The organism is Pleionea sp. CnH1-48, assembly GCF_024124665.1.
Classification (GTDB): Bacteria; Pseudomonadota; Gammaproteobacteria; order Enterobacterales; family Kangiellaceae; genus JAMXSB01.
This window is the reverse complement of sequence record NZ_JAMXSB010000005.1, coordinates 179,600-205,119: the sequence shown is the minus strand read 5'-3', so window position 1 is coordinate 205,119 and position 25,520 is coordinate 179,600. Positions and strand designations below refer to the sequence as shown.

The following is a 25,520-nucleotide window of genomic DNA, read 5'->3' as shown; positions in this document are numbered from 1 at the left end:
CGGCAACGGACGATACCCTAACTATCGCCTGCTACCGAAGTAAATTCAATCCTATGCGGGTTCTGCTACCAGTTGTGGGCGCGGCTCTATGGTTTGTTTTCGGTGTGATAATCCAAGCAGCACAGGAATTAAAATCAAGGTCACTGCTGTAGCAAAAAGCTCTCCAAACACCAGCGATACCGCTGCTGGTTTAAGGTATTGTGCCTGCTCGGCGGTTTCTGACAACAACGGAAGCAAACCGCAAACCGTTGTTATCGTGGTCAGAAATATTGCACGCATGCGTTGAGTTCCTGCGATGATCAAGGCTTGTTTCACTGGCACTCCCTGTCGGTAGTTGTGATTAAAGCGAGTGATCAAAACCAATGAGTCATTAATCACAATACCCGTCATCGCCATCATTCCGAACATGGATAATAAACTGATAGGCAGATCCATCAGGTAGTGACCAAAAATAGCACCGGCAAAACCAAAAGGGATCACCGACATAATAATCAGTGGCTGCCAATAGGATTTGAGTGGCAGTGCCAGCAGCACATAGATGAGTAATACCGTCAGGATCATCGCACTGCGAAAACCTTCGGAGACTTCATCTATTTCTTCAAACTCTCCGGCTGATTTGATAATGACGCCTGGATATTGACGGTGTAACTCTGTAATCACTGGCAACAGTTGTGTCATGGTTTGTTCGGGTGCTTGAATGGTACGGTTCTGCTTCCAGTAGAGATTAATCACTTGATCACGGTTGTGACGATACAGCACCTGTGGTTCCTGTTCGTAGCGAAGTTCGGCTACATCGCCCAATAAAACACTCTGACCACTGCCAAGCACGATGGGGCTTTGCTCAAGCTGTTTTAAAGTTTTTCGGGTTTCTCGAGGGTACTGAAGTAAAACTTTGGTTTCTTGCCCCTGCTCCAATAGACGATGAATTTCTCGTTCACCAAAGGCTTCGCCTGCCAGGCTGGCTAAGGTGTCTTGAGTCAAACCGAGTTGGCGACCATATTCATTAAGCTTAAGACGCACCTGAGGCAATCCGCTTTTGCCATCGTCATAGACATCGGTTACTCCTGGTAAGCGACTGAGCTCTTCGGCGAGTGTGTTGCTTACCCGTTTTGCCAGAGCCCGATCAGACGAAGCAATGGTGATATAGGTTCCTCCAGCAGGCGCATCGGCAGCGCTAAAAGAAATGGAATAAGCGCCTTCTATACGACCTGTTTGCTCACGCCATTGATCGGTGAGCAGATGGCTGGGTAGCTGACTGAGTGCCTCGCTGGTTAGCTCTGCTGTTACTTCGATATCGCCACTGCCATCAGACCAGGCCAGCAAATTAACCAGCATCGGTTTATCCAGCAGATACTGCTGTTGCAAGGAGTTGCTGATGTGGCCTATCGAACTTTCTAACTGAGCTAACGCTTTGGTTTGCAAAGGCAATGGAGCGCCATCTTCTAGCGACACTTTAGCGGTAATGTAACGGCCAGGAATTTCAGGAAAAATAGAACTACGAATGGTACCTGTTGACCACATGCCATAAGCCAACAGGATGGCGGCCACAAAGCCAAGCAAAGAGGCCGCTTTATTATCCAGAGCTCGTTCTAATATCGGCTGATAAATTCGTTGGTTAAAAAAGTCCAGCCCACTTTGTGCTGTGGATTGTATCTTGCTAAAAAGCCCGGTTGTTTTCTTTTTATTGGATAACTGAGCTAGATGAGATGGCAAGATGAATTTACTTTCAATCAACGAGAATATCAAAGCGAAAATAACAACGGCAGAAAATCCTGCAAGTATCTTGGCCAGTTCATTGTTAATCCATAACATAGGAGAAAACGCAGCAATGGTGGTCAGTACACCAAAGACCGTTGCAACCGAAACAGAATGGACACCCTTCCAGGCGGCTTCCAGATTATTAGAGTTCTGACTTCGCTGTTCATGAATAGCTTCACCAACGACTACAGCATCATCCACAAGAATACCGAGTACCAGTATGAATCCGAACAGAGTGATGTCATTGATGCTGTAATCGACAATTTGCATGGCGGCCAAAGTGCCACTCAATGCAACCGGAATGCCTACGGCTACCCAGAATGCCAGCCTAAGCTCCAAAAAAATGCCTAAGATAATTAACACGATCAGCAGACCTTGCCAGGCATTGTTTCCTAATCGTGTTAGTTGCTCGTCGATGTAGGGAGCCATATCGGCCATCGTGCTTAGCTCAACATTTTCTGGAAGCTGTGTCTTAAGCTTGGCTAATGTTTCATTGATGGCTTCGCTAACGTGAAGCAAGTTATCGGTTTGGCTGGTACTGATTAACAAAGCGATGGCATTGTCGCCATTGTTTCTAACCACCGATCCACTGTGTTGGTATCCTCGTTTCAAACGTGCGATATCGGTTAAATAAATGGTTCCTTCTGATTGAGCAACAATTGGCAGTTGTTTGAGTTTTTGCAGCGTGTCGGCATAACCATCGCCTCGAATAACCATGCGTCCTTTATCGCTCAGCAGCTCACCTGTTCGGGTTTCGAGGGAACTTTGCAAAATGATTTGTGCCAGCCTTTCCAGGGTTAAGCCCAGTCTTTCTAATTCATCCGGGTTGGGTTCGATGATTAACTGAGGGGCGCGGCTGCCCCAGTTGGAGACTTTTGAAATCTTGGGGTGTTTTTTCAGTGCTTCCTCAACTTTGCGGGCAAAAGGTTGCAACTGTTCGTCGGTGAGGGGAGCCGAAATAACAACAAAGGATGCCAGATTGGTAAATTCTTCGCGCACAATTTGCGGCTTTTCTGCCTGCACCGGAAAGTTACTGATGGCGTTAACGCGATTGCGGATATCTTCGAGCAATCGATCAAGATCAGTATCTGGTGTTTTGCGTACCGTGACCGTAGATAGCCCCGCTTCTGATTGACTGGTTACCTGCTTGATGCCTGCTATCCCGCTGATGGCTTCTTCGACACGTTGAGTCACACTCTGGTCGATTTGCTGGGCAGTCCCGCCAGGATAGGTGACGTAAATACCCAGGCTTGAAGGCGCAATTTGTGGAAAAGACTCAACCCTGAGCTGACCTAATGCCAACACTCCGCTGACAAGTATGGCCAGCATGAGTAAGTTGGCACCTACGGGGTTATTGATAAACCATCGGGTAAGCCAGCTCATCGTGTCACCGCCTGATTAGATGCTGTCTGAGTATCGAGCTGTGCATCAACTTCTTTGCCTACTAACATGGAGCTCAAGGGATACAGGATTACCTTACGAGTTTGCTCTGGTTGTTGGCGAAAACGAACGTAGGCGATGTTTCCTTGTTGTTCTATTGGCTCAATCCATTCTTTTTGAAGCTGAGCTTGAGCGTTAACCGTCCACACATAACCGTCACGAGTAATCGAACTTAAGGGCAACTGGACGATATTGGATTGTTGTCCAAGTTGAAGGTGGACTTTAACCTGCTGATTGGGCAGCAATGTTCTTGCTCTTGTGTAAGGTTGAGCGACCGTTAACACAACTTGCCGCTGGCGTGTGACGGAATGGATTTCTGGTGCAACATAACGCACGGTGGCAGGCCATTGGTGACCTTGTCGATCAATGATCTTGATTGTCGGTACTGCCACCGTCAGCGACTGACTTACAAGAGGCCAGTGAGCTTCTGATACGGGCAGCTGGATATCAAGATGGCTACTACTCGCCAGCAAAAACAGATTTTGCCCAGTACTGATCCATTCACCAGGGCTCACTTCGCGACGCAAAATAACGGCATCAAAGGGAGCGATGATTTGCGCTTCTTCAAGGAGTTTTTGCGCGTTCTTAACATGGATTTGGGCGCGTGCGAGTTCTGCCTTTGCTGCAGCGACCTGAGGCTCTTTGCGAGCAAAAGGCGCGGCTTTTTTTGCAGAAAGCATAGTGAGAGCAACCGATTGCTCATGTAGCTGTTGTTTTAAGTTCAACTCGGCCTGCATGACTTCACTTTCGGCTTGCGCCAGTTGCAGCTCAAGAGCACTGGTTTCTAACTTGGCCAGTAGAGTCCCCTTTGTGACTTGTTGCCCAGGTTCCATCGCGGTGTTCAGCCAGGCCAGCTGAGCACTGCTGGAAGCTTTTAACTGTATAGGCCAGCGGGCACGGCTAGTTGCCAAAAGAGTTAAATTTGGAGAGTGGTTTTGTGGGGGCGCGGTAACAACCGAGACAATAGGCTTGATGACGACCGCTTCCTTTGGGACTTCTGCGGCAGGAGCAAGTTCATCGACGATCACCAGTGCTATCAATATAGCTATCACTCCAGCGCTGATCCCTCCAATTTTATTGAGCCTCATTCAGTTCCTCCTTTAAGGTAGAGATGGATGATGTTTGATTCAGCCGTGAACTGATTTCTTCTAATCGTGATAAGGTTTGTAAGGCGACGGGCAACATCACGGCTGATTCAACGAATTCCAGAGAATAAGAAAAAATAGAAAATACCTGCCCGGTGGTCGGCGAGTTTAATAGCGAAATCATCATTAAGTTGCCCAGCAAAGCGGCAAACAGCAGGGTGAAGATCAGCCCGTACACCAGAGCTTCAGTATCAGACAGTTTGATTTCGCAGCGTTTAAGCTGGACAAAATGGTTTCTGATGGCGCTAAGAGACAGGCTGCCCAAAATGCTAACCTGCTGTTCTAATTGATCGTTGAGTTCGCCATTCAGAGTCGTGAATGTTTGATGGAACAGGCTATAGAGCAATAGCATTAAGATGCCTGCACTTAATACCGATAGCGCAAAATAAAGATGGAAGGTGGCGAGAATAAGAACGGTGGCAACCAGTTGAACCAGAGCCGTCATTAATGTCGGTAAGTCTTCTTCGAGAAAGTCGACCAGCTCGCGCGACATGGTCAATCGGGCATTTTTGGTCGATATGGGCGCAGAGCGTAGGTTTTGTTCTACTTTATGCGCTAACCGCACTCGGATGTCACCATAAGCTCGAGTGTCATAAAAACGCCTTAATACACCCACGACTACCAGACCCAGTAATAAAGCAGCAAAACTGACAACCCGCTCAGTAGACTGGTTTAAAACGTCATCGATGGCATAGCCCAGAAACAGAGGCAGCAGCATCAGCATGATGTTTTCTATAATGACCATCAGCCAGGTCATACTGACTTTGACTGGGGCAAGGGAGATGACGGCGCTGAGGTTGATTGGCTGGTTTGGTGACATAAACGACTCCGCATGAGTTAACGGGAGCAGTATTGCGGATCGTCGGATAAAATAAGTGTCTCAGATTGCTGTTTTTCTTGGTTGGAGCTCACTACAGAAGCAAAGACATAAAGTGGAGCAGCTGGTAAGCAGGCCATGAAAGCTGATTATGACAGCTATCGAGGATGAATTTTAACTTCTTACCTGATGGGTGACATTTTCAAGGAGAAAGTCGTGAAGTCTCGCTCTGATCTGTTACCATTAAACCAAGATGAGCGAGCGAGTGGTATTGATAACCTTATCATCGTGCTATTCCAAGCCATTTACCCAGATAAGAGATTAAAAAATATACGATCTAAGTCGTAGACAAGAAGGTTAGAACATCGTTATGACTGAAAAGGGTACGCTGTATATTGTTTCTGCGCCGTCAGGAGCAGGAAAGACAAGTCTATTAAAAGTATTACTGAAAGATCTTCAAGGGGTTCGCATTTCTGTTTCTAACACCACCCGCGATCAGCGCGAAGGTGAGGTGGATGGAGTGGATTATCATTTCACTGAGGTTGAGACCTTCAAGCAAATGATTTCTGAAGGGGCTTTTTTGGAGTATGCAGAGGTGTTTGGCAACTATTACGGCACTTCACAACAATGGGTAAATGAGCAGCTCGAAGCAGGCACCGATATTATACTCGAGATCGATTGGCAGGGAGCACGGCAGATCCGTGAGCTGATGCCAGAGTGTCGTACTATTTTTATACTACCGCCTTCAAAAGAAGCATTAGAACAACGGTTGCATGGCCGAGGTCAGGATGATTCTGAGGTGATTGAGCGTCGTATGTCGGCGGCTCGCGAAGAAATTTCGCATTATAATGAGTACGATTACATCGTCATTAATGACGATTTTGATGTCGCTCTGGGCGAATTAAGAGCGATTTTAATCGCCGAACGCCAGCGTGGTAGCTATCAGCGTCAAAAGCATGCCCAATTATTAAACAAGCTTTTGGCCTAAGAGAAGTTTTAGGGTATGATATGCGGCCTTTTTGGCTCGGCAAGAGCGAAAAAGCTGGTATATTGTAAGACTCTGCCGCTTTGAGTGGTGAGAGACTGAAAAGAATATGAACAGATTTTGATGAGTGGAGATACTTAATGGCCCGTGTTACCGTTCAAGACGCCGTAGATAAAACTGGCAACCGTTTCGATTTAATTATGTTGGCTGCCAAGCGTGCACGCCAGATCGCGACAGGTGGTCAAGATCCTATGGTTGAGTGGGATAATGACAAGCCAACCGTTGTTGCTTTACGCGAAATCGAAAAAGGTCTGGTTAGTCGCGACAATGTTGATAAGCTGGCTCAAGACCCTGAAGAAATGGCTGAGTAATCAACCTCATTAGCCCAAAATAGGCTATTTTGCTCACAGACTAGGGGTGCACGCCTTAATCTATTGAATAGTGAGCACTGTGCTTTTATCTTAAGAAGAAGCCTCCGCGTTGTCGGTGTGCTTCTTTTGTGGTCTTATGAGAACACAAAAGTTGTTGTGTTCTCATAAGATTGAGCCGTATTTGGTTTTTCTACAAGACGCCAGCGATTTCGGAGGATTACTTTGTATCTGTTTGCCGGCTTAAAGGAACAATTGGGTACTTACCTCGATAACGAGCAGGTAAAGCAAGTTGAACAGGCCTATGTTATGGCGCGCGACGCCCATCATGGACAGCTACGTTCTTCTGGTGACCCCTACATAACCCACCCTGTGGCAGTCGCACGTATTCTGGCTGAATATCACCTTGATCCACAAAGCATTATGGCAGCACTGCTGCATGATGTGATCGAGGATTGTGATGTATCAAAAGAAGAAATCGCCGAACCTTTTGGCGAGCAGGTTGCTGAGCTGGTTGAAGGCGTCAGCAAGCTGACCCAAATCAAATTTCAAACCCGCGCCGAGGCTCAGGCAGAGAACTTCCGCAAAATGATGATGGCCATGGTGCAGGATATCCGTGTCATTCTCATTAAACTGGCTGATCGCCTACATAATATGCGCACTCTGGGCTCACTTAAGCCAGAGAAACGCCGCCGCATTGCTAACGAAACTCTCGAGATTTATGCACCCATCGCGCTGCGTCTGGGTATGTATGGTATTCGCAGCGAACTGGAAGATTTAGGCTTTTCGGCACTCTACCCCATGCGTTACCGAGTGTTGAAAGAGTCGGTCAAAAAAGCCCGCGGTAATCGCAAAGAGATTGTGAACACCATCATTGGCTCGATCCAGGAACGAATGGATGCCGAAGCCATCGATGCTCGTGTGGTTGGGCGCGAAAAAGATCTGTTTGGTATCTTCCGCAAAATGCGCGAGAAAAAAGCATCGCTCGCAGAAGTGATGGATGTATATGGCTTTCGAGTGATTGCTGATACCGAAGACACTTGTTACCGCATTTTGGGCATTTTGCATAATCTTTATGTGCCTGTTCCTGGGCGCTTCAAAGATTACATTGCTATCCCCAAAGCGAATGGCTACCAATCTTTGCATACCACGCTTAAAGGCCCTCATGGGTTGCACGTTGAATGTCAGATCCGTACTGAGTCTATGGAGCAGATGGCAGAAAATGGTGTGGCAGCACACTGGCTTTACAAGAGTGGCAAAGAATCCAATCCGGCCGAAGTTCGTGCTCGCGACTGGATGCGTAATTTGATGGAACTGCAAAGTCGCACGGGCGACTCTATCGAATTCATTGAGAGTGTGAAGGTCGATCTCTTCCCGAACGAAGTCTTTGTCTTTACACCGAACGGCTCAATTATTGAGTTGCCACTTGGTGCCAGTGCTGTCGATTTTGCTTACGCCATTCATACCGATGTGGGCAATAGCTGTATTGCTTGTAAGATCGATCGTCAGTTACAGCCTTTGAATACTCCCTTACACAATGGTCAGACTGTAGAGATTATTACCGCTCCGGGAGCACGACCAAATCCTTCCTGGTTAAGCTTTGTGATAACTGGTAAAGCGCGAGCTAATATTCGCCATTACCTGAAAAATCTGCGTCGTGATGAGGCGGTTAATCTGGGTAAACGGTTGCTGGAAAAAACCTTGGATACTACAACCTTGGATGACTATTCCGATGAGTTGAAAGAAGACATTGCCAAGCAAACCAAGCATAAAACCTTTGAAGACGTGTTAGCTGATATCGGCCTGGGTCAGATGGCCAGTATTTTGGTGGCGCACCGTCTTGAGCCTGAAGAAGAAGAAGCCAAAAAAGAAGAGTCCGCTGAGCAGCGTCCTCTGGCGATTCGTGGAACCGAAGGCTTGCTGGTGAGCTATGCCAAGTGTTGTCATCCTATTCCTGATGATCCTATTGTGGCTTTTGTCAGTGCGGGTCGAGGCATTATTATTCATCGAGTCGAATGTAATAATGTGTCTGATCTACACAAAAGCCCTGATAAATTTATGCCAGTACAATGGGAAGCGGATATTTCGGGTGAGTTTTCTGTTGAGCTTCGTGTGGATGTGTTCAATGAACGTGGCGTACTGGCGAAGGTTACCAGTGTTATTGCCGATGCTGAAGCCAATATCATTAACATCGATATTGATCATCAGGACGGAACAACCAACGCATTGAACTTTTTGATGACTGTACGCAATCGATTGCATTTAGCGAACATTATTCGAAAAGTTCGCAAGTATTCGTTTGTTAACAAGATTCAACGCAGCAAATAATTGTTATCCCAATGAGGAAATAATCATGACAAAAAAAATAATCGCAACGGATAAAGCTCCTGCTGCTATCGGGACTTACTCTCAAGCTGTTAAAGCTGGCAATACTGTTTATCTGTCGGGTCAGATCCCACTAATTCCAGAAACAATGGAATTAGTAACAGAGAGTATTGAAGCTCAAATTCATCAAGTATTTAAGAATCTATCGGCAGTTGCCGAAGCGGCAGGCGGTAGTTTGCAGGACGTTGTTAAACTGAATATCTTCCTGACGGATTTAAGCTGCTTTGCCACTGTTAACGATATTATGGCGCAGTATTTTGCCGAGCCTTATCCTGCTCGAGCAGCCATTGGAGTTAAAGAGTTACCCAAGGGCTCAGAAGTAGAAATGGATGCCGTTCTATATATTGAATAATTAATGATGAGGGCAGCTACCAAGCTGTCCTCAGTGTTATCTGCTCCTGCTGGATTGAGTCGTTTGTTACCCCCCTTATATTTATCTAATTTCGAGTATCACTTATGAAAGAAAATCGCATTCAACGCATTAACGAGTTGCTGGATAACCGTCAAACCGATCTAACGGTATTGATGGATCAGGTGCACAAGTCTCATAATTTGGCGGCTATTGTGCGCACGGGAGATGCGATTGGAGTAGGGGAGATTCACGCGGTTCAGGCATCCGGTAATGTACGCCAATGTGGCGGCACTGCCATGGGAAGTAACCGTTGGGTGACCACTCATGTACACAAAACATTAGACGAAGGGATCACGACTGTTAAGTCTCAAGGTATGCAGGTTTTAGCGGCGCATTTTTCTGATCGTGCTAAAGACTTTCGGGATATCGATTACACCAAACCTACGTGTATTTTAGTTGGTGCCGAAAAATATGGTGTCAGTGATGAAGCCGCTGACGCTGCCGATCATCATATTTTGATCCCCATGGTAGGCATGGTGCAATCGCTTAATGTTTCTGTCGCCGCCGCTCTGGTGTTGTATGAAGCACAGCGTCAGCGTAAAGATGCGGGAATGTATGGTAAGCGCACCATCGCTGATGATGTGGCTGAGCGTTTAACTTTTGAATGGTTACACGACGATATTAAAGAGTTTTGTTTACGTCATGATATCCGTTATCCGCGTATTAATGAGGCCGGTGATATTGACGACGAAGAATGGCAAGCCATGAGAAAGGCGATCTCCGGCTTAAAATAAATATTTATCAATGTAATAAGAAAGCGAATCAAGGGACTGAACGAAGTAATGAGAACATCGGGAGCTGGACTCCTGATGTCTATATCTATCATTAAAACTGTCATTAAAAAGTACTGAAATCCTGCCACGTGAAGGCGTAGGGTTTTCGGTTATCAAAGGAAGTTCATTCTAGTGGATATCAATACGACAAGTGCTGTCAGTCAACGTATTAAAGTTCTGGATTTAATCCGTGGTATTGCCGTGTTAGGCATTCTCGTCATGAATATACAGTCCTTTACCATGCCAATATCTGCCTATTCTAACCCAACCTCCTTTGGTGATTTATCCGGGGCAAATTATGGTATCTGGTTAGGTTCTCATTTGTTGTTTGATATGAAGTTTATGACGTTATTTTCTGTTCTCTTTGGTGTCGGTATCGCCATATTTTCTGAGCGAGTCACTCAGAAAGAAGGATACAGTGGTAAACGTCATTATGTACGTATGTTTTGGCTGCTGATCATTGGCTTGTTGCATGCCTATCTAATTTGGTGGGGTGATATCTTAACGCTTTATGCGGTATCGGGTTGCATTGCCTATCTATTTTTGCAGTCACCTGCTCGAACCCTGTTAATAACTGGCCTAGGTCTTGTTAGCTGTATGTTCGTTATCATGATGGGCACCGGAGCGATATTGCCTCACTTACCCGAAGAAGATGTGATCAAAGACATTATGCCGTTGTGGCAGCCTGGTGCTGAAGCAATCAAAGCTGAGATTGCAGCCTTAAATGGGAGTTGGTCTGAACTTCATGCTCAACGTATAGAGCATGCTTTAGTATTGCAATCGAATCTGGTTTTGTACGGATTTCGTATTGTTGGTTTAATGCTCATTGGAATGGCTTTATATAAAAGCGGTTTTATCAAGCAAGTATATTCAACAAGAACGTATTTGTTGGTCGCGATGGTGAGTTTGGCATTGGGTTACTGGCTAACATGGGAAGGTGTATTATTTAATGAGCACCACGAGTTTTCCTGGAAGTACTCTCTGGCGTGGGGAACGCAGTTTAATTACTGGGGAAGCCTTTTCGTCGCTCTAGGTTATCTAAGTCTTATCTTAGTTTGGGGCAAGAATATTGATGCTAGCCTGATAAAACGTTCGTTAAGCAGTGTTGGTAAAATGGCATTCACTAATTACTTAATGCAATCGATTATTTGTGCTTCTTTGTTATGGGGAACAGGCTTTGCGTTGTTTGGCCAACTTGATCGGTTCGAGCAGCTACTTTGGGTGTTGGGGATCTGGGTGGTCTGCATAGGCTTTTCTGTTGCCTGGCTTAAGCGCTTTGAATACGGGCCTGCTGAGTGGGTATGGCGTTGCCTGACTTATGGTAAGTTGTTTCCTCTGATTCGACAGGATAAATGACAGATGGCTATCAATATTGAATTTTTACAAAGCTGGTTGCAGCAACAGCGCCCTGTTGTTGATTGTCGATTAAGTAGTGAGTTTGATAATGAGCACTTGCAAGACAGTGCTAATCTGCCTTTGGATTCTTTGTATGCTCGGATGCATGAGTTGCCCAAAAAGTCGATTGCTTTAGTGGTTATTTATGAGCAAGAACAAGAGCAGGAAACGCGAGCTTTTTTTGACGAGCGGCAGTTTCAAATTGAGGCTTATGTATCATGGCAGGCGGTAAAGGCTGCGAATTTAAATGCTAAGTATTTTTCTCGAGGAGCCAGTCAAACCACATTATGGCAACCCGCTCCTTTTGTGAAACACATTGCTGATGAGTTTTTAGCAGATGTTGATGTGTCTCAGTGGCAAGCGTTGGATCTTGCCTGTGGTTCTGGAAGAGATGCCATTTATCTTGCACAAAGGGGACTGAAAGTTTATGGCGTCGATTATTCTGCGACTGCTATCGAACGGTGCCGGATTACCGCAGAACACCTTAAGGTCACCGTTCATACTCTACAGGCTGATCTCGAAAAAAACTTTGTTGCGAGTCAGTTAGCATTGCCATCAACTTTTCAGCTCGTGGTGGTTTGTCGTTATTTACATCGCCCTTTATTTGAGCAATTGAAACAATGGGTTGCACCGGGGGGAATGATTGCCTATCAAACTTTTATGCAGGGAGCGGAAAAAATAGGTTCTCCGCGTAATCCTGCGTTTTTGTTACAACCTGGTGAATTAGCGCAGGAGTTTGCTGATTTTGACATACTGTGTGATGAGGTTGAGTATTTGGAAGATGGCCGCCCGGTGAGTAATTTTGTTGCCCGACAGCCAGTAGAGTGATTGTTTTCTACGCCATAAACGATTGAAAGTCGTTATTCTTCATTTGTTGACGTTGGACCTGATTGCGGTTGATTTGCTGAACCATACGCATTGCAAAGTAGGCACTCAGAATAGTGAGTGGTGCAGCAATATATTGTTGTTCTAACACTCCGATTAAAAACTCGTGAGTCATGGTGCCGCTGTAACCTATCATAGGACGTACCGATACCAATATGGCACCAACAAAACTTGCCCACCAGATAAGTACCAGTCTGTCGACTGGCAGTGACTTCCATGCCTTGCCATCTTGATCGATACTTTCGGGGCGACTGGCTTTATCGATTTCTATGGCGATTAATAACGGAATAACCAGATTGGCCAGAGGAATAAACCAGCATAAGATGGCCATTAAGGGAGACCAGCCTAACCCTTCAACACCCCATGCTTTCAGGTTTTGATAGCTGCGCTTGAACCAGATAATAAAACAAATATTGAGCGAAATACCCACGGCACTGCTGGTAGCTTTCAAAAAGGCTTCAAGGCCTTCTGGTTGAGGTATTTGATCGGGAGGAAGCGTGGTATTACGTAAAACCTCAATATTGCCGCCAACAAATAGAAGTTCCACTAACGTTAAAACAATGGATGCCAAAAATAACAGAGTTAGCATATTCGTTAAGTGGGTATTGTTGACAAAAGCTGTCTTTGTCACGGGATTATTTCCAAAAAATAAACTTACCTGCAAGGATATCAGTTTCGACTGTGTGAGTTAAGCGTGACAGCCTATCTATGCTATATTGGCTGTCGTTAATATCAGTATTAAAGGATTCCCGCTGTCAGCGATGATTGTTTAATCAAGATCACTGCTGCCACGTCTGGGGGGATCTTGCACAACGTCAGGGTTGGAGAAAGAGGTTATGTTGCGAGCACTTGCGATTGTTTTGTTGGGATGTCTGTTAATAAGTCCGGTGGCCGCTGAGCCAGCATCAACACAGATAACCAATCTGCCTCAGTTGCAGGATAAAATTGGTGAGATACTGGAGTTCCATCGCACTCCTGGTGCTGCAATTGCTATTGTTGATCGGCAACGGGATATCTGGGTGGCAGGAAAAGGCCATGCAGATATTGAGAAAACTCGTTCTGCATCCGCGGAAACTTTGTTCCGTATTGGCTCCGTATCAAAAATGATGGTGTCTCTGGCGGCGTTAAAGTTACAAGAAGAGGGACGTCTGGATTTAAATGCCACTCTTAAAGAACTGGCGCCAGAAGTTGAGTTTAGTAATCCTTGGGAAGATACTCATCCAGTACGAATGGTGCATTTGTTAGAACATACAACGGGCTGGGACGATATGCACCTTGTGGAGTATGCTCATAACGATCCTAAACCTATCGCCTTATTGGATGGACTGAAGTATCACCCGCATTCTCGTGAGTCTCGTTGGCGTCCAGGTGAGCGAATGTCTTATTCCAATAGTGGACCAGCGGTTGCTGCTTATGTCATAGAAAAGATTGCTGGCGTTCCATTTGAAACCTACGTAGAGCAAACTTTTTTCCAACCTTTAGAGATGTTCTCGGCGACTTTTTTTGAGCCAGAAAATAAACAGCTGATGGCATCTCTTTATCTACAGGCGCGTGCCCAACCTTACTGGCACATTTTGTTGCGACCATCGGGTTCTATTAATGCCTCGGCCCGTGACATGGCTCAGTTGCTGCGCTTTTTTCTGACCCGTGGCAAAGCCAATGGCGAAGCCTTGTTAAGTGTCGCCTCTTTGCGTCGTATGGAACAACCTCAATCAACTTTGGCAGCACAGGCAGGTCTGAAAAATGGCTATGGTTTAGGGAACTATTCTTCGACTCATAAGTTGTTTGTGTATCAAGGACACAATGGTGGAGTGAATGGTGGTTTGTCGGAGTTAGCTTATTTGCCAAACCATGGCGTCGGTTATGTTGTAATGATTAATTCGGGCGATGGTGCAGCCTTAAGTAAAATCTCTAAGGCGATTAAGAGCTTTTTAACTTATCGTTTAAAAGTGCCTAAGCAAGCGCAAGAACAGTCTTTTGACATAGTAGATGCCAGGTCTTTCGCGGGCTACTATTTACCAGTGAATCCTCGTCAGGAAATATCTCGAGTTGCAGAACAAACCTTTGGTGCAATGCGCTTGCAGGTAACTACCAAAGGCCTTGAGTTTGGCCAGTTAATCAAAGGTGAGCTAACGCCTTTTATCGCCGTTGGTAAGCGTCTATTTCGTACTGAGAAAGGTGCGCAAGCATCGATGGTGTTGTTGGAAGATCAAGAGGGTTTCGCTATTCAATATGGTAATCGTTATTACCAGAAGGTCGGTGCTTTTGCAGTGTATGGCCGATTGATCATGAGCGGTTTATTCTTTCTGATAGTTCTGACACACCTTCTTTGGTTTTGGGTCTGGTTGATTCGATGGCTTAACAAAAACATTGAGTCGGGCGCCGCCATTCAAATTCGTTTGTGGCCTTTTTTATCCTGTGCTGCATTTATCGCGATGTACGTATTCAATGTGGCGGGTCTGCTCAATGATCCTTTTGCTGCCTTGGGCAGTCCCACGATTTATTCCATTGGATTATTTGTTTGCAGCATTTTATTTGCTGTCTTCGCTGTGTTTGGATGTATACAAAGTTTGCGCTTCTGGAAGCAGGACTTGAATAGTGTTGCCCGTTATTTTTGTTTGTTTTCTAGTGTGCTGTTATTAACCGTTAGCATCTATCTGGCGAGTTATGGCGGTATTGGCTTAATGACCTGGGCGTAATATGCAGCAGCCAGTGTCAATTATTCAACAAACAGAAGATTGGGTCGCTATTAACAAACCCGCGGGTACATCGATTCATTCGGAACAGAATGAAGGACTTGTGGCGCAATTAAAACAAGATTGGAGTTGTGAATTTTTAGCGCCCGTACATAGACTTGATAAGGTAACCAGCGGATGTTTGTTGTTAGCAAAACATTCTCAGGCCGCTTCTCGTTTATCTCAGTGCTTTCAACAACGGACAGTAGAAAAATATTATCTGGCACTGACCCGTGGCAAGCCGAGTAAGAAACAGGGCACTATTCGTGGTGACATGATCGCCGCACGTCGAGGCAGTTGGCGGCTCACGCAACAGCAATCTGATCCTGCCATTACTCAGTTTTTCAGTTATGGTTTTGAACAGGGATTGCGGCTTGCTGTTCTAAAGTTGATTACTGGTAAAACGCATCAAATCCGCGTGGCGATGAAAAGTTTGGGAGCGCCAATTTGGGGAGATATGCGTTATGGTCAGAACGAGCTTAATCAGTCTGCCGATCGTTGTTACCTGCACTGTTGGCAAATGCGTTTTATGGACGGAGACGAAGAGGTGCTATTAGAGTGCTTGCCAGAGAGTGGCGAGCATTTTCTTGCTGACTCTTTTATTCACCATGAGCAAATTATCGCTGGGCCTACGGAGTTAAGTTGGCCTCGCATCTAGTCATACGCGAGATGCTGATAAAAGAGTTAAAGCTGAATGCCCCGCTTAATAGGATTTTGCAAGGATATTAAGGTTTCCGTTGCCTGAACTTTATCAATGGATTGTATTTTATCAATGAGTAACCATTGCAGCTCTTCAATGGAATGAGTCATGATTTTGATAAATACACTGTATTTTCCTGTGGTGTAATAAGCTTCTACTACTTCATCAATTTGTTGAAGCTGGCGCAAAACATCAGGGTAATCACCCGCATTAACCAGATTGATCCCAATAAAGCAGCACACATCGTAGCCCAGCGCTTTTAGGTCGACTTCCAGTCGTGTGCCATGGATGAGCTTGGCGTTTTTCATTTTCTCTATGCGCACATGGATGGTGGCTGGGCTGACATTAAATTGTTTGGCCAACTCAGAGTAGGGAGTGCGGGCATTGTCTACCAGAGCATTAAGGATCTTTTTATCCAAACTGTCGATTTGATAATTTTCCATCAGTTTTGCCCTCAGATATTAAACGATATTCAGAATATAAGGCTTATATTAAATAAAATCTTTTGAAATGGCTATTTGTTTTGAGTTCTATTTACAATAGTGCTCGATTTGTTATCTTTTTTTTAACGAAGAGGTTGTTTTATTAAAAAGGTTGTAAAGATATGTGCTCAATTTTAGGAATTCTTGATATCAAATCCGATGGCACCGGACTGCGTAAACAGGCGATCCAGATGTCGAAAAAACAGCGCCATCGTGGTCCTGACTGGTCGGGAGTTTACGAAAGTTCGCAAGCCATTCTGGTTCACGAAAGGTTGGCGATTGTCGATGTAACCAACGGAGCACAACCGCTTTATAGTGCTGATAAAAGCACGGTTTTGGCGGTAAACGGAGAGATCTACAACCATCGTGAGCTGCGTGAGCAATTGGCTCATGATTATGATTTCCAGACGCAGTCTGATTGCGAAGTCATCTTGGCTTTGTATCAAGAAAAGGGATTAGAGCTACTACAGCACCTTAATGGTATGTTTGCTTTCATTCTTTATGATGAGCGCAAAGAATCTTACCTTATCGCCCGTGATCCTATCGGGATCATTCCTTTGTACACCGGTTATGATCAACATGGTAACTTTTTTGTGTCATCGGAAATGAAAGCAGTTTCGGAAGTCTGTGAAACGGTTCAGACCTTTCCTCCTGGTCATTATCTTAGTAGTGAGACTGGTGAGATCACACCTTACTATCAACCTGCCTGGCAGGACTATCAACAGGTTTCGCACATGAGTGCGCGGGCACAGGACGTGCGCGAGTCGTTAACGGCGTCAGTAAAGCGACACTTGATGACGGACGTACCTTACGGTGTCTTGCTGTCAGGTGGCTTAGACTCTTCTATTGTCGCAGCGGTTGCCAAACAGTTTGTTGAGCGCCGTATCGAAGACGATGAAGCGTCACAAGCTTGGTGGCCTGCGTTGCACACCTTTGCCGTAGGGCTTGAAGGTTCGCCGGATTTAGCGGCTGCGCAAAAGGTGGCCGATCATATTGGCTCGGTACACCACAGTTTTACTTACACCATTCAAGACGGTATCGATGCGCTTCAGGATGTGATTTACCATCTGGAAACTTATGATGTCACCACCATTCGTGCTTCAACGCCTATGTATCTTATGGCGCGACAGATCCGCGCTATGGGCATCAAGATGGTGCTCTCTGGCGAAGGCGCTGATGAGATTTTCGGCGGTTATCTGTATTTTCATAAAGCACCAGACGCTCAGGCATTTCATGAAGAGACGGTACGTAAACTCGATAAACTGCATTGGTACGACTGCTTAAGAGCTAATAAATCTATGTCTGCCTGGGGGGTTGAAGCCCGTGTTCCTTTTTTGGATCGAGAGTTCATTGATGTGGCGATGAACCTGAATCCAGAAGCCAAAATGATTACCGAAGGTAAGATGGAAAAGCATATTTTGCGTGAAGCTTTCGTAGACCTATTGCCGGAAGAAATTTTATGGCGCCAGAAGGAGCAGTTCTCTGATGGGGTTGGGTATAGCTGGATTGATACGCTAAAAGCCTATGCAGAAGAGCAGGTGAGTGATGAGCAACTTAAGAATGCTCAGTATCGTTTTCCCCTCAACACACCAGAGACTAAAGAAGCGTATTTTTATCGCGAAATTTTTCATCATCACTTTCCCTCACAGTCAGCCGCGGCAACAGTGCCAGGAGGTAAGTCGGTCGCTTGCAGTACTCCAGAAGCCTTGGCCTGGGATCAGTCACTGAATCAATGCATCGACCCGTCAGGGCGTGCAGTGGCCAGTGTTCATGAAGACAGTTATTAATTGCAAAAAGGAGTGCTTATCAGTCTGCTCTGGCATTGGTGGGCCCGCCGTATCGGCCCACATTTTTTTCTCAATTAGAGAACAGAAGAGCAACTTGTCATACAAAGTATAAATCATAAGATAAAGTGAACGACATCATCTTACATTGTCTTATGGAGACATCGTTATGTTCCCTTGGTTATGGATTTGGATGCCCCGCTTTGAACTGCCTCTGAGTGGTGATGTGGCACAAAAGATTTCGCCCGATTGGTTTTTTAATGGAATACAACCTGTTGCAGGTGACGGAGAGATAGAACAAAAAGCGTTTAATATTGCCTCTTATGGCAGGCAACTTGGTTTGCTCACGGAAGTATTATTACATCTGGCAAAATCCGATAAAGTGGATGAAAAGCAATTTAAGTCGGCGCTGGAGCAACTCAATCATATTTATGAACAGATCGAAGAGGCAAAGCAGTCTTCTAACAGCGCAGAGAGCTTGCTCCCTAAACTGGAGCGGATGCGTCAACAAGAACCCGAAGAGTTTAAGCGCCTGCTAGCGCACTTCGCTCATTAACCACTTCCTGCCGTTGTTCAACTAGTGGCTTGCAGCCAAAAGGTGGTATATTGCCGCTAGTTATTGAGTTTTGGGGTTAAGCTTTTGAAGTACTCTAAGTTTGAGTGGGCCTGTATAGGCTTCTGTCTGTTATATATTGTTATCATGCTACCCAGCGCCATGAGCGGCGAAGCTGGCTGGTCCAGTATTGGCTTTTTTGTTTTATGTGCTGTGATTATTGGGCTATCGCCAAAGTTTAATCATTGGTTTGATGCTGGCAAAAGGCAATGGGTTGAGTTTGATGAAGACGAAATTCGACGTTTTCGTGGCGATAGTCTGGTCGAGTCCATTCAGTGGAATAATATTGCAGAAATCTCGGTGTCTATCGAAAGCCATAGCGAAAAAGATTTGGTGAACTGGATTTTTATTACGCCAGATAACTCAAAAGGATGTGTGGTCCCAAATGATGTAGAAGGATTCACTGAGCTTCTATTGCAAGTCGAAAAGCTTCCTCGTTTCGATAAACAAAAAGTCATTGACGATATTAACTCGAGAGGGGATGAGTCCTGGTTTAATGTCTGGCAACGAGATGAAAAAGGAAAATAATAAATGAAGAAGTTGCTGTCCTTAGTAAGTGTGTTATTTATCTTTTTGTTAAGTGCTTGTGATCAAAGTGCATTGATTAATAAAATTGTGAGTGAGCAAGAACAAATTTATGCAAAAAATATCATCACTCAACTTAAGGCCGAAAACGTCGATTTTGTGTATGAGCAGCTTTCTCCCGAGTATCAAAAGACCGTTTCAAAGCAACAATTACTGCAACTGGTATTGATGTTTCCTACAGAGCAGGAAAAAAGTGTCGAGCTGATAGGTGCAAGCAGCAATACCGTTAATGGTGTTTGGACTGCAACACTAAACTTTGAACATCTGTATGGGGCAGAGTGGCTGATTTCTCAGGTGGTTATCAGCAAAAAAGACCAAGGTTATCAATTACTGGGTGTTCATATTGCCCCCCAAAGTGAATCATTGAAAGTTAAGAATCAGTTTTCTTTGTCAGAAAAATCTATGCTTCATTACTTCTTTTTTGGCGCGATGATTTTTAATCTTATTTTTGTTGTTGTCACCTTTTTAGTCTGCATTAAAACACCAATACCTGAGCGTAAGTTTTGGTGGTTTGTCTTTATCTTGTGTGGATTTTTTACCGCATCTCTAAACTGGACCTCAGGCGCTGTTGATATTCAATGGTTATCTTTCCAGCTGTTTGCCGCTGGTTTGATCAAAGTTGGAGACTATGCGCCAACGATTATTCGCATATCTTTACCTATCGGTGCCGTTTGGTTCTGGTGGAAGCGTTATAACTGGCTCGCAGCGCAAAAGAAAGATGAGCAAGATAACCAGCTCGACGCTTAAATGGCTATTGCTTTCGGGCTTATTGGTTATCGCCATAAGCCTGATTCTATTTTTACAATCCACTAATCCTTACATCGATAGATTGTCGGATTATCAGCAGCGTATTGCTCGAGTCCTTGAAGCGGAAGTTGAATCCGTCTCGCCATCGATTGTCCCTTATCCTGAGAGACGTGACTTAGTTATTTCATTGCCATCTATCTCTATGGACTGGAGTGATTTCTTCCGTATTAGCCAATGTGATTTACAACAATGGGTCGCTCATCGAAACTCGCAGTTAGGAAAAGTCATGGAGCCTGCCACTCAGCTGGCTTATGAAATTCAACTTATGGAGCAGATAGCCCGATGCTTAAATCATGCCGAAGCCCCAGTAGGTGGTGAGTGGAAAACTTTGTTCGAAAAGAAACAGCAACAATGGCCTTTTGTGAAATGGAATCTCACTTGGGCTGATGAATACTGGCAAAAATTGTTTTCAACGTCGGGTTATCAACAATCTTTTGAAACCGACGAGATACTTCACTTACTTCAGGCTCTACGCAGCATTCGACTACAAATTGAGCAAGCTAATGCGTTTCACTTGGCAAGCTCCCTTGCAGCTTCGTCCAGTTTTCAAAATGACCTTTGGTATCAAGCATTCCAAGATCTGGAGTCTCATCAAGGTGTTTTGATGAGGTTAGTTTATGAGCTGCTAGTAATGGAAGGAGTATTAAATCAATCAACGGAGCTGTTACAACAGCATCTTGATTCTGGTGATCTATGCCCAAAGCCAGGAAAAAACAGAAAGTTAGAAATTCTGAGCAATGTCTTAAACAAAAAATACCTCCAAAGGATTCAACCCCGCCAGGCAAAAATGACTGAGCTGATGAGGCAATTAGAAGTCGAGCTTGCTGCCTGGCTACCTGATCAAAAGCACTGGGGAGATACACGCCTCAATGATGAATTTCTACAATGGTATGCCCTATATTGGAAGACTCATGAGCAAAATGGATTACGAGAAAGAGTAGTCGAGAGTATTCGCCAGCATGTCACTGTTTGGACGAAGATCGCGTCACAATGTGAGTTTCGTATGATTTAGGTGTTGAATAAACCATCTAGCCCTCTCTTCTTTGAATCACCAAAAGTCTTATCTAACTGGCAAATTTGAAATCTCTTAGTGATATTTAATGTCTTTATTTAGCTGAGCTCTTAGATCTTATTCTCATAAAGTAAAATTTATTGAGAATAATAGTTGTAATGAGAATCATTATCATTATAATCTCGCCCCATTCCTAATCCGACATTTAACTGGATATCTCAATCTGAAGCATTTTAGCTGTTTTGGGCACTGTTCGAGGCTCTTTTGCATCACATTTGAGATCTACCTATAGGTGGAAACTATTATGGGTAACGCTGAATTTCTTTCTTCTACCAACCAACTGGAATCTTTGGAAGGTCGTTCTGTTTTAACATCCGAAAATTATTTATTCAATCAAGATAATGCTGATAACTATCAACACAATCTTGAGTTGGGTGTTGAGCTTATATCGACTCAACTAAAAAACATCCAACAACCCTTCACCGGAATTTTGCCTCATGAACTCGCTCCCAAGTTTGAGAGTGTGGATTTGGAGCAGCCTCTCTCTTCGGTTGAAGAAGTGCTTAAAGAAGTGAAGTCTTTGTATTTGGACGATGCGATCTATTTTCACCATCCTAAATATGTGGCTCACTTAAATTGTCCTGTGGTGTTGCCCGCTGTGTTGGGAGAAATGATTTTATCTTCGGTCAATTCATCAATGGACACCTGGGATCAAAGTGCCGGTGGAACTTTAATCGAGCAGTCATTGCTTGACTGGACATGCCAGCGCATTGGTTATGATCAGCAAGGTGATGGCATTTTTACCAGTGGTGGTACTCAGTCAAACTTGATGGCTCTGTTGTTGGCCCGTGATCACTTCTGCACTAAACGTGGTCACTCCATTAAAGAAAAAGGTTTACCTCCTTACGCGCATAAGTTGCGTATTTTTACCTCAGAAATCAGTCACTTTAGTGTGCAGAAATCTGCCGCGCTATTAGGTCTGGGCTATGACTCAGTGATCTCGGTACCTGTTGATGAACACTTTAGAATGGATGCGGTGGCATTAGAGGATCTGATTCGAGACTGCTTGAAAAATGATGAGATCCCGATGGCCGTTGTGGCGACTACAGGGACTACTGATTTTGGCAGTATTGATCCTATCCATGCCATTGCTGAACTTTGTAAAACCTACCAAATGTGGATGCATGCAGATGCTGCTTACGGTTGTGGATTGCTGGTATCCAATAAGCATCGTCACTTATTAGACGGTATAGAAAAAGCAGACTCTGTGACCGTCGATTATCACAAGTCTTATTTTCAGCCAGTCAGCTGCGGTGCTTTTTACACTAAGGATAAGAATAATTTATCGTTTGTGACTCACCATGCTGAATACCTGAATCCGCTCAGTCAGTCGCAAGAAGGTACTCCTAATCTTGTTAACAAGAGTATCCAAACAACGCGTCGATTTGACTCGCTTAAGCTGTGGTTGACGTTGCGTATGATGGGCCCTGCGAAAGTTGGACAAATGTTTGATGATGTCATGGCATTAGCACAAAGTGCTTATGAACTTTATCGCTCGGACAACAACATCAATATCTTACATAAGCCTCAAATTAGTACGCTGGTTTTTCGCTATGTGCCCTCAGAGCCTTGTGATCCAGAAGTCATAGATAAAGCCAATGAGTTTATTCGCAAAGCTATCTTCCGTAGTGGCGAGGCGGTGATCGCGAGCACCAAAGTGAATGACCGTCGTTATCTGAAGTTTACTTTGTTGAATCCTTCGACTTCGATGGAGCACTTAGGTGAAATTCTTCAGTTAATCAAGCAGTACGGTGAGCAGAGCATTCAAGAACAGCTAGCATCACCGTCTATTACTCAGATAGCCAGTTAATTATTTTATATAAGTAGAGAAGTACCATGAGTCAGCCCGTGTATGATTTTGTAGCGATTGGAGTCGGCCCGTTCAATCTTGGATTAGCCTGTTTAACATCAACTATTGATGGATTAAAGGGTGTCTTTTTAGACAAGCGAGAAGGCTTCGATTGGCATCCTGGTATGATGCTTGAAAGCGCTACCTTGCAAACGCCTTTCTTGTCGGATCTGGTTACCTTAGCCGATCCTACGCATCCGCTTAGCTTCTTGAGCTACATTAAACAGCAGGGGCGTATTTATTCTTTTTATATTCGAGAAGACTTTTTCTTGATGCGTAAAGAGTACAACCAATACTGCCAATGGGCTTGTGAACAGCTTGATAATCTTCGATTTAATACTCAGGTGAATAGCATCTCTTATGATGAAGACTCTGCACTCTATCGGGTCGAAGCTAACTCAACACTTGATGGTGAAGAGCAAGTCTACTTTGCTAAAAAGTTGGTGTTGGGCACAGGGACCGCACCATTTGTTCCTGAGTGTTGTGAAGATGTAAAAGAAGATGTAATTCACTCTTCTCGTTATCTGTACAACAAAGAAGCCTTGCAGAAAAAGTCATCCATCACTGTTGTTGGCAGTGGCCAGAGTGCGGCAGAAATCTATCATGATTTGCTTCAAGAAATTGATGTCCATGGTTACGAGTTAAACTGGATTACTCGTTCGCCTCGATACTTCCCATTGGAGTACAGCAAGCTTACTCTGGAAATGACATCACCGGAATATGTTGATTACTTTCATGATATGTCATCAGCAAAGCGCGATGAGCTTATTCGTAAGCAGAAGCATTTATACAAGGGTATCAACAGCAGCTTGATCAATGAGATTTATGACTTGTTGTACGTTAAGCGCTTGTCTGGAGCATTTAAAAGTCACTTGCTTACCAACTCTGAGTTAACTCGAGTCGAAAAGAATGATGAGCAGCTTACTCTGACTCTACATCAAACAGAGCAAGGTAAAGACTATCAATTACCGACAGAGGCATTGGTTCTATCGACTGGATACTCTTATCAACTGCCTGACTTCTTATCTGGTATTGCTCAACGTATTCAATGGGATGACCATGGGCGTTTTGATGTTAATCGTAACTACAGTATCGATAAGCAAGGTCAAGATATCTTTGTTCAAAATGCTGAGTTGCATACACATGGGTTTGTAACGCCGGATCTGGGAATGGCTTGCTATCGTAATTCCTATATTATTCGAGAGCTAACGGGTGTTGAGCATTACCCTATCGAAAAGCAAATTGCTTTCCAGGAGTTTGCTGCTCTTGAAAGTCATGATAGCTTGAAAGAGATTGTTAGCGCATGAACCTCAAGCAATCTTTGATCCTGCTTACCATCGTGTCGGTAATATGCGACACGATGCTTTTGCCTTTTTATCCGCACTTTTTTAGTCAGGCTTTTGGCATCGATTCACCTCAGCATGTTGGCTACTACATCGCAGCTTGTTGCTTTACGGTTATGGTCGCCTTTCCGCTGTGGGCAAAAGTCGCCAAAAAAATTCAAGAGTTGCATTTATGGGTCTATACCCAAATCATTGCCGGTTGTTTAGGTGTTGCCTGCTATTACTCAACATCCATCGTAGAGTTCTGGATACTATCTCAGCTGATGCTGGTATTTAAAGCGAGCTACTTGCTGATCTATCCTTTCGTAATGCGGCTCGAAGAAAAAGATAAACATCTGGGCATGGTTGGACTTTTCTCTGTGTTGATGCATTTTGGTGGAATCGGTGGAGCGCTTGTGGGTGGTCTTACACTGCAAATATTTGAGCCAAGGGATATCTACTTGATCATGGCATCTGGTGACGGATTGCAGGTGCTGGTTTGTCTGTACTTAATCAACAGAGAGAAAGTTCCTTTTAAACCTGAAGCAGAGCCAAGTTTAGAAGTAGAGGAAGCCAGTGATACCGATAATAAGGTAGAGTCGAAGCCGCGCAATATTTTATTTGTTTACAAGCTGGGTGCAGTGTCATTGATGTTGTACTTTAGTGCCTTTTTGATTCGCCCATTCTTTGCTCGATACTGGGAGAGTATTTCTGCCTGGAATAGTGAGGTGTTCACGGGGTTTGTTTATTCGATTCCTGGCTGGGTCGCCTTGTTGGCTTTATGGATTAACCATCGTTCTCAGTCAAAAAATAATAATCATGAGCAAATTATTTTGGCATTCTTTGTCGGGATGCTTGGTTTGTTCCTGCAAGGCTCACAACAAGATTTGGTCGTGTTTGCTGGTCGCTGCATTTTTGGCTGGGCAATGTTCCAGGCAACGGTCAGATTAGAAGTCCTTCTGTTTGAGCTTAGCTCTCCCGAATCCTATGGCAGTGACTTTTCCAAGATTCACTTTTTCCAGAATTTTGGCGTGATATTGTCTTCATTTGCCATTGGCTGGTTAGTTGATGTTTACAGTTATCAAATGTCTTTTGTTGTCGCTTTCTTTGGTTTTGTATTAACAGCAGTCGTTTTTTACTGGTTATTCCGACAACAAATGGTAGTGAAGTCTGCTTCTACTTAGAGCGCAACCCTAATTAACGAGAGT

Annotated in this window: 22 protein-coding genes; 17 read left to right on the top strand and 5 right to left on the bottom strand. The window is 44.5% G+C overall.

Annotated elements, in window-relative coordinates; genetic code table 11:
- Nucleotides 1-51: 51 nt before the first annotated feature.
- Genes NH399_RS09740 through NH399_RS09730 form a run of 3 tightly spaced genes read right to left on the bottom strand, consistent with a single transcriptional unit; the run spans nucleotide 52 to nucleotide 5,163 of the window.
- Nucleotides 52-3,141 carry an efflux RND transporter permease subunit gene (locus NH399_RS09740; protein ID WP_253039601.1) on the bottom strand — a complete coding sequence of 1,030 codons (3,090 nt, stop codon included), beginning with the start codon at nucleotides 3,139-3,141 and terminating at the stop codon, nucleotides 52-54.
- Nucleotides 3,138-4,286, bottom strand: a complete 1,149-nt coding sequence (locus NH399_RS09735) for an efflux RND transporter periplasmic adaptor subunit (protein ID WP_253039582.1) — start codon at nucleotides 4,284-4,286, stop codon at nucleotides 3,138-3,140. The genes NH399_RS09740 and NH399_RS09735 overlap by 4 nt, the downstream gene beginning before the upstream one ends.
- The gene (locus NH399_RS09730) at nucleotides 4,273-5,163 is read right to left on the bottom strand and encodes an ABC transporter six-transmembrane domain-containing protein (RefSeq protein ID WP_253039580.1); all 891 of its coding nucleotides are present in this window, start codon (nucleotides 5,161-5,163) and stop codon (nucleotides 4,273-4,275) included. The genes NH399_RS09735 and NH399_RS09730 overlap by 14 nt, the downstream gene beginning before the upstream one ends.
- A gap of 367 nt (nucleotides 5,164-5,530) precedes the next feature.
- Between NH399_RS09730 and gmk the strand changes: the two genes are divergently transcribed.
- From gmk to NH399_RS09695, 7 genes are all read left to right on the top strand, one after another.
- On the top strand, nucleotides 5,531-6,148 hold the full coding sequence (gene gmk / locus NH399_RS09725; protein WP_253039578.1) for a guanylate kinase: 618 nt from the start codon (nucleotides 5,531-5,533) through the stop codon (nucleotides 6,146-6,148).
- A 137-nt stretch (nucleotides 6,149-6,285) separates the two neighbouring features.
- Nucleotides 6,286-6,516, top strand: a complete 231-nt coding sequence (rpoZ, locus tag NH399_RS09720) for a DNA-directed RNA polymerase subunit omega (protein WP_371876069.1) — start codon at nucleotides 6,286-6,288, stop codon at nucleotides 6,514-6,516.
- A 222-nt stretch (nucleotides 6,517-6,738) separates the two neighbouring features.
- The gene (gene spoT, locus NH399_RS09715) at nucleotides 6,739-8,841 is read left to right on the top strand and encodes a bifunctional GTP diphosphokinase/guanosine-3',5'-bis pyrophosphate 3'-pyrophosphohydrolase (RefSeq protein ID WP_253039576.1); all 2,103 of its coding nucleotides are present in this window, start codon (nucleotides 6,739-6,741) and stop codon (nucleotides 8,839-8,841) included.
- Nucleotides 8,842-8,866: 25 nt separating this feature from the next.
- Nucleotides 8,867-9,250, top strand: a complete 384-nt coding sequence (locus NH399_RS09710) for a RidA family protein (RefSeq protein ID WP_253039574.1) — start codon at nucleotides 8,867-8,869, stop codon at nucleotides 9,248-9,250.
- Nucleotides 9,251-9,354: 104 nt separating this feature from the next.
- On the top strand, nucleotides 9,355-10,044 hold the full coding sequence (trmH, locus tag NH399_RS09705) for a tRNA (guanosine(18)-2'-O)-methyltransferase TrmH (RefSeq protein ID WP_253039572.1): 690 nt from the start codon (nucleotides 9,355-9,357) through the stop codon (nucleotides 10,042-10,044).
- Between the two features lie 171 nt (nucleotides 10,045-10,215).
- On the top strand, nucleotides 10,216-11,439 hold the full coding sequence (locus NH399_RS25920) for a DUF418 domain-containing protein (protein ID WP_253039570.1): 1,224 nt from the start codon (nucleotides 10,216-10,218) through the stop codon (nucleotides 11,437-11,439).
- A 3-nt stretch (nucleotides 11,440-11,442) separates the two neighbouring features.
- Nucleotides 11,443-12,306 carry a methyltransferase domain-containing protein gene (locus NH399_RS09695; protein WP_253039568.1) on the top strand — a complete coding sequence of 288 codons (864 nt, stop codon included), beginning with the start codon at nucleotides 11,443-11,445 and terminating at the stop codon, nucleotides 12,304-12,306.
- 7 nt (nucleotides 12,307-12,313) lie between these two features.
- Here the strand turns inward: NH399_RS09695 and NH399_RS09690 are convergent, their stop codons facing one another.
- Nucleotides 12,314-12,994: a DUF4328 domain-containing protein gene (locus NH399_RS09690; protein WP_253039566.1), complete on the bottom strand. Its 681-nt coding sequence runs from the start codon at nucleotides 12,992-12,994 to the stop codon at nucleotides 12,314-12,316.
- A gap of 205 nt (nucleotides 12,995-13,199) precedes the next feature.
- On the opposite strand from NH399_RS09690, the gene NH399_RS09685 reads away from it, so the two are divergent.
- Both NH399_RS09685 and NH399_RS09680 read left to right on the top strand, forming a co-directional pair.
- Nucleotides 13,200-15,062: a serine hydrolase gene (locus NH399_RS09685; protein WP_253039564.1), complete on the top strand. Its 1,863-nt coding sequence runs from the start codon at nucleotides 13,200-13,202 to the stop codon at nucleotides 15,060-15,062.
- Nucleotide 15,063: 1 nt separating this feature from the next.
- On the top strand, nucleotides 15,064-15,756 hold the full coding sequence (locus tag NH399_RS09680) for a pseudouridine synthase (RefSeq protein ID WP_253039562.1): 693 nt from the start codon (nucleotides 15,064-15,066) through the stop codon (nucleotides 15,754-15,756).
- 26 nt (nucleotides 15,757-15,782) lie between these two features.
- On the opposite strand, the gene asnC is transcribed toward NH399_RS09680, so the two are convergent.
- A complete protein-coding gene (asnC, locus tag NH399_RS09675) occupies nucleotides 15,783-16,241 on the bottom strand; it encodes a transcriptional regulator AsnC (protein WP_253039551.1) in 459 nt (152 codons plus the stop codon).
- A gap of 161 nt (nucleotides 16,242-16,402) precedes the next feature.
- Between asnC and asnB the strand changes: the two genes are divergently transcribed.
- The 8 genes from asnB to NH399_RS09635 all read left to right on the top strand — a co-directional run bounded on the left by asnB (nucleotide 16,403) and on the right by NH399_RS09635 (nucleotide 25,496).
- On the top strand, nucleotides 16,403-18,067 hold the full coding sequence (gene asnB, locus NH399_RS09670) for an asparagine synthase B (RefSeq protein WP_253039549.1): 1,665 nt from the start codon (nucleotides 16,403-16,405) through the stop codon (nucleotides 18,065-18,067).
- A gap of 166 nt (nucleotides 18,068-18,233) precedes the next feature.
- Nucleotides 18,234-18,620 carry a hypothetical protein gene (locus tag NH399_RS09665; protein WP_253039547.1) on the top strand — a complete coding sequence of 129 codons (387 nt, stop codon included), beginning with the start codon at nucleotides 18,234-18,236 and terminating at the stop codon, nucleotides 18,618-18,620.
- An 84-nt stretch (nucleotides 18,621-18,704) separates the two neighbouring features.
- Entirely contained in the window at nucleotides 18,705-19,205 is a 501-nt protein-coding gene (locus tag NH399_RS09660) for a hypothetical protein (RefSeq protein ID WP_253039545.1), read from the top strand.
- A gap of 3 nt (nucleotides 19,206-19,208) precedes the next feature.
- Complete coding sequence (locus NH399_RS09655; protein ID WP_253039543.1) at nucleotides 19,209-20,009, top strand: hypothetical protein; 801 nt, start codon at nucleotides 19,209-19,211, stop codon at nucleotides 20,007-20,009.
- Nucleotides 19,981-21,081, top strand: a complete 1,101-nt coding sequence (locus NH399_RS09650; RefSeq protein WP_253039541.1) for a DUF3080 family protein — start codon at nucleotides 19,981-19,983, stop codon at nucleotides 21,079-21,081. Before NH399_RS09655 ends, NH399_RS09650 begins: the two co-directional genes overlap by 29 nt.
- Before the next feature lie 304 nt (nucleotides 21,082-21,385).
- Nucleotides 21,386-22,951 carry an aspartate aminotransferase family protein gene (locus NH399_RS09645; protein ID WP_253039539.1) on the top strand — a complete coding sequence of 522 codons (1,566 nt, stop codon included), beginning with the start codon at nucleotides 21,386-21,388 and terminating at the stop codon, nucleotides 22,949-22,951.
- 26 nt (nucleotides 22,952-22,977) lie between these two features.
- Entirely contained in the window at nucleotides 22,978-24,297 is a 1,320-nt protein-coding gene (locus NH399_RS09640) for a lysine N(6)-hydroxylase/L-ornithine N(5)-oxygenase family protein (protein WP_253039537.1), read from the top strand.
- The gene (locus tag NH399_RS09635; protein ID WP_253039535.1) at nucleotides 24,294-25,496 is read left to right on the top strand and encodes an MFS transporter; all 1,203 of its coding nucleotides are present in this window, start codon (nucleotides 24,294-24,296) and stop codon (nucleotides 25,494-25,496) included. The genes NH399_RS09640 and NH399_RS09635 overlap by 4 nt, the downstream gene beginning before the upstream one ends.
- Nucleotides 25,497-25,520: the final 24 nt, after the last annotated feature.